The organism is Candidatus Planktophila sp. (genome assembly GCF_044348745.1).
GTDB lineage: Bacteria > Actinomycetota > Actinomycetes > Nanopelagicales > Nanopelagicaceae > Planktophila.
Genome location: NZ_JBIKSG010000051.1, coordinates 1 through 4,301 on the forward strand (window position 1 = coordinate 1; position 4,301 = coordinate 4,301).

The window sequence follows — 4,301 nt, forward strand, 5'->3', positions numbered from 1 at the left end:
TGGTTATAAGAAGAAGTAAAAATTCTCAAATAAGAGATCCCGGTGCCCGTATGGGCGCCGGGATTTTTTATGGGGTAAAGACTTCTCCATGACCATTAACTTGATAACTGCGAACCCAGTCAATGCTCATTGTTGATGATTGCAAGTTTTGCCATGATCCACTAAATCCTGCATTAACAGCGTTATTAAGAATTAAGAAGAACTTGCTGTTAAACACCCACAGGCCACCCAGATTTGATGGAGTTGTTGTAGAGATCAAACGATTATCAACGTAATATGAAATTGAGTTAGGCATCCAGGCAACAGCGTATGTGTGATATCCCGCTGAGGTGTCAGCTCCGACGCCAAGTGCTGCAACCTTGTATTGGTGATTGGTACAACAAGTATTGGGTGAATTAATTGTTGAATAATGTGTTGCAGATGTAGTTGTTGTTGGTTCATTGCTATGGATCTCAGTAATGTCCATCTCACCTGAATATGGCCAACCTACTTGATTTATATTGTCGCCAAGCATCCAGAAAGCAGGGTGGTTTCCACTACCTGCTGGCATCTTGATGCGGGCTTCGATAAATCCATACTGAAATGCAACTTTGCCATGTGTATCAAAACGACCGCTTACAAATGCGCAATAGCCAGTTAAGCACTTGCCAGCATCACTAGGTAGTGCTCCTGTAATTCGCGTCGTTGTAATGACTGCGGCGCCGTCTTCGCTGCCATCTAATTTGATTGCAGATGGAGCGTAATAAACAACTTCACTATCAAAGCATGCGCCGCCGCCCATGCCGGTAGGCACTCGGTGACAATTGCGCGCGCTCCAATTGCTGGAGTTGATTGAAGAGCCCTTTGCGCCGACAAAATCATCACTCCACAAAAGCTTGCCGATTACTAGTCCAGCAACTTTTGGAACTTCTGCAGCCGCTTTGGCAGCCTTGGCATCTGCAGTCGCTTTGGCAGCAGCCTCTTGCTGAGCTTTTAATTCTGCTGCTTGCTTAGCCAATAACTCTGCAGCAGCTTTTGCTGCACCATCTCGGACATCAGCAAGTTGTTGCCAAGTGGGTCCATTAATTGGAAATGGTGCAAAATCAGAGGTGTTGTCATCTGTTAATTGCCAGACTAATTTGTTGCTTACTTTTGCGCAGGTGTAGAGATCGCGATCTTGTAATTGTCGCAACCCGAGCTGCTTACAACTCGTTCCTTCAATGTTTTTTGTTGCGGCAGAGGTTGAAGATATCGCGAGAAAGATTGAAAAAACAAAAACAACTAAAAATGCCGGTGATCTCTTCACGAGGTGATAGTAGCGGAGGCTTTGATTAACTATGAGTGGGCCCAGACGGGCTCGAACCGCTGGCCCACGGATTAAAAGTCCGTTGCTCTACCGACTGAGCTATAGGAAATAACCCCAGGGTTGCGGTATCAAATGAACATTTATAGGTATTCCGGGAATGTTTGACAGATTCTCTTCTATTCAGCCCACCAAGAAACTACATTTAGCATGCTATGAAAACTCTCACAGTCTTGGTCCCATTTTTCAATGAGGAACGAACAATTCAAGAGCTCGTAACCCAGCTCGCTCTTCTACCCGAAGGAACTGTGGACCAATACATTTTTGTCGATGACGGGAGTACAGATAATTCCGTGGCCATTTTGAATAATGCCCTGGAAACTTATCGGCTACCCCACCAAGTTATAAGGAAAAAGAATGGTGGAAAGGCCAGTGCTATACGTGCTGGCTCTACGGCACTAAAAACTTCTCATGTTGTTATTCTCGACTCAGATCTAGAATTAGCAACTTCAGATATCGTAAGGATGTGGGCCGTTGTGCAAACGAATGGATGCGATTTTGTTTTTGGGTATCGCAAATTTCTAGCGCACTCATCTTTTACATGGAGATACGCCCGAGGAAATCAACTGATCTCAAATTTGTATGGGCTCTTCTTCAATGAGGTAATAACGGACATCATGTGTGGGTACAAACTGATTCCTTCAATTAATCTGAAAAATCTCCCCTATAGATACAAGAAGTTTGGTCTTGAAATAGAGATCCCTATGCACATGTGGCGATTTAGACAGCGACCTTTTGAGATTGAGGTTTCATATAGAGCAAGAACTAGAGCAGAAGGAAAATCAATCTCGGTAGTAGATGCCTTCGCAGTAATAGTTTCAATGGCAGCCTTCCGACTTACACATCGGCGACAAAAATGATCTCAAAAATCACAAACGTAGATTTTAAGTTTTCACTTATGCGAAATTCTCTTTTTCTCATTGCTTGCTGGGTTATTTTCTTTCCAGGGTTTTTTTCGGGGGATTCGTTTGCGGCTGTTGAAATGGCAAGGACTGGCAATCTCACAAATTCATTCACAGCTTCCTGGGCTATATATGTGAGGCTCTTCTCGTTTTTTGGAGATGCCATAGGACTGCTAAGCCTTTTAGGGGGCTTGCTGCTTGTATTTGCTTCAACTCAATTCACTTATTCAATTCTTACTAAAAAAACCGCTGCTATTTCATCCTTCTTGATGACCCTAACTCCATTAATTTGGGGCATGGGATTAACTCTATGGCATGACATTCAAATGACGGCAGGTCTTTTACTTGTCACGGCCTTTATGGTCAAAATTCGTAGAGCGGAATTAGTCTCAAAGACTGACATAGCTACGCAACTGTTCTTAGGATCCTTGTTGCTTTCTTTTCGACCAAATGGATTACCCACACTTCTTGTATTTTCGGTTCTTTTTTTACTTTTGACTCGAAAAAAAGTTGTCTTCACCTATCTGCTGACGGCTATTTCTTCTACCGTGCTTATCACGGTGATTGGATCAAATCTCATTCTTGGAATGAGCCCCATAAATAATTACTATGCTCAGGAGTGGATGCGAAATGACATTTCATGTTTTGCTAATTTACCTGAAGGCGCAGGGTTTGTAGAGGAAAATATTCCTGGTGTTGGAAATACCGAAACTTGGAGTTCAGAGGCAGCGTGTACTTTTTTAAATCAGGCAAAGGTGTCGGCTGAAGAAAAAATCTTGTCGCAGGAGTTTGTTCCTGCCGCTTGGGGCACTTTGGCCAAACAAGCGCCCTTGTTTATTCTAAACACGCATGTCAAAAGAAATGCATACCTAGTTCCGTTCCCAATCAATGGTTTACCAAGCCCACCATTTCTGCACAGCACAATCGAATATGAAAACCAAGGAATTGAATGGGTATTCCCTGAGATTGCGGAAAAAGCGCGAGCGCCCATGCGCTTATGGAATGCGCTACACGGCCTTACCGCTTGGGCTGGGCTGTGGAGTGTGGTGACGTTGATCCTGCTTCTGGGTTTCAAACGCAGAGAACTATTTGCACCATTCCTCATGTCCATTTCATTGATGGGGGTCTTATTTGTCTTTGCGCCCATCCCAGATGGCAGGTATAGCTTGTTTGTTCTTATCGTTGGCCAAATCGCCTTGCTTGGAAAGCTAATCGAGTGGGCCCAGACGGGCTCGAACCGTCGACCCACGGATTAAAAGTCCGTTGCTCTACCGACTGAGCTATAGGCCCCACTGCAGCATTATCTGCGGACGTAATCGTATCGGAGATTTAGATGACCCACTTCACGCACAAAAGCGGCATGAAATTGGGACCAAACGATGTTAGACAAGCACAAAGCCATCACGCTCATTGCTAGCGTGATGGCTTTGTCTGTGCTTCTTAGCCCTTGGCTTGGTGAGCCTTCATTAACAAGTAGTCAAAAATGATTCGGTATCCAAACATTGCTACCGCGCCAACAACTCCCGCGATGATGCCCATGAGGAAGTAAGTTGATGGAGCTTGTGCACCTGCAACAAAGACGAACCCAATAAATGGTCCACCAATTAAATAGATCCAACCTAAGACGGTGAAAATATTTCTAAAGACTCCACCCCAACGAATAATTGAATCTGCATACTTTATGACTGCTTGATTAGTGTGCTCGCTCATGAACTGCTCCATTCTTAGGTACCAGTATTGGTATTTGCAATAATTATGGGGTTCGATAAATCCAAGTTATTGCTGTGACCCACCTGTGAATGGTCAAAAGTGAAAAACTTGCGTGAGCCTATACGTGGGGCTTAGTCATGTGGTGGGGTGCGCAAGAACAGCACCAGGGCCGATAACCAGCCTGCAGCAAACACATAGATCAGCGCTGATCCGAAAGAGCCTGAGTATCTGTAAATTCCAATTGCCACCAATGCGCACACACCAGATGCCGCCCACAGCGCAATGGCAGCCATAGGCCGGGTTAATCCTGCTCTCACTAAACGATGGGAGAGATGATCTTTGCCGCC

Annotated in this window: 4 protein-coding genes, 2 tRNA genes and 1 pseudogene; 1 reads left to right on the forward strand and 6 read right to left on the reverse strand. The window is 44.7% G+C overall.

All coding sequences use genetic code 11. The features are described 5' to 3' along the window. Window positions 1-67 precede the first annotated feature (67 nt). On the reverse strand, window positions 68-1,285 hold the full coding sequence (locus tag AC9UH7_RS06115; RefSeq protein WP_509596250.1) for a glycoside hydrolase family 16 protein: 1,218 nt from the start codon (window positions 1,283-1,285) through the stop codon (window positions 68-70). Window positions 1,286-1,321: 36 nt separating this feature from the next. Then, window positions 1,322-1,391: transfer RNA gene (locus AC9UH7_RS06120), tRNA-Lys, on the reverse strand. 106 nt (window positions 1,392-1,497) lie between these two features. Between AC9UH7_RS06120 and AC9UH7_RS06125 the strand changes: the two genes are divergently transcribed. Further along, on the forward strand, window positions 1,498-2,202 hold the full coding sequence (locus tag AC9UH7_RS06125) for a glycosyltransferase family 2 protein (RefSeq protein ID WP_509596252.1): 705 nt from the start codon (window positions 1,498-1,500) through the stop codon (window positions 2,200-2,202). Here the strand turns inward: AC9UH7_RS06125 and AC9UH7_RS06130 are convergent. The 4 genes and pseudogenes from AC9UH7_RS06130 to AC9UH7_RS06145 form a co-directional block, all read right to left on the reverse strand. After that, window positions 2,180-2,410 (reverse strand): hypothetical protein, encoded by a 231-nt coding sequence (locus tag AC9UH7_RS06130; protein WP_509596254.1) that lies wholly within the window; start codon window positions 2,408-2,410, stop codon window positions 2,180-2,182. The genes AC9UH7_RS06125 and AC9UH7_RS06130 overlap by 23 nt on opposite strands. Window positions 2,411-3,461: 1,051 nt before the next feature. Then, window positions 3,462-3,534: transfer RNA gene (locus AC9UH7_RS06135), tRNA-Lys, on the reverse strand. A gap of 150 nt (window positions 3,535-3,684) precedes the next feature. Further along, the gene (locus tag AC9UH7_RS06140; RefSeq protein ID WP_509596256.1) at window positions 3,685-3,954 is read right to left on the reverse strand and encodes a hypothetical protein; all 270 of its coding nucleotides are present in this window, start codon (window positions 3,952-3,954) and stop codon (window positions 3,685-3,687) included. A 131-nt stretch (window positions 3,955-4,085) separates the two neighbouring features. Beyond that, window positions 4,086-4,301 (reverse strand): annotated as a pseudogene (locus tag AC9UH7_RS06145) (hypothetical protein); the annotation flags it as partial.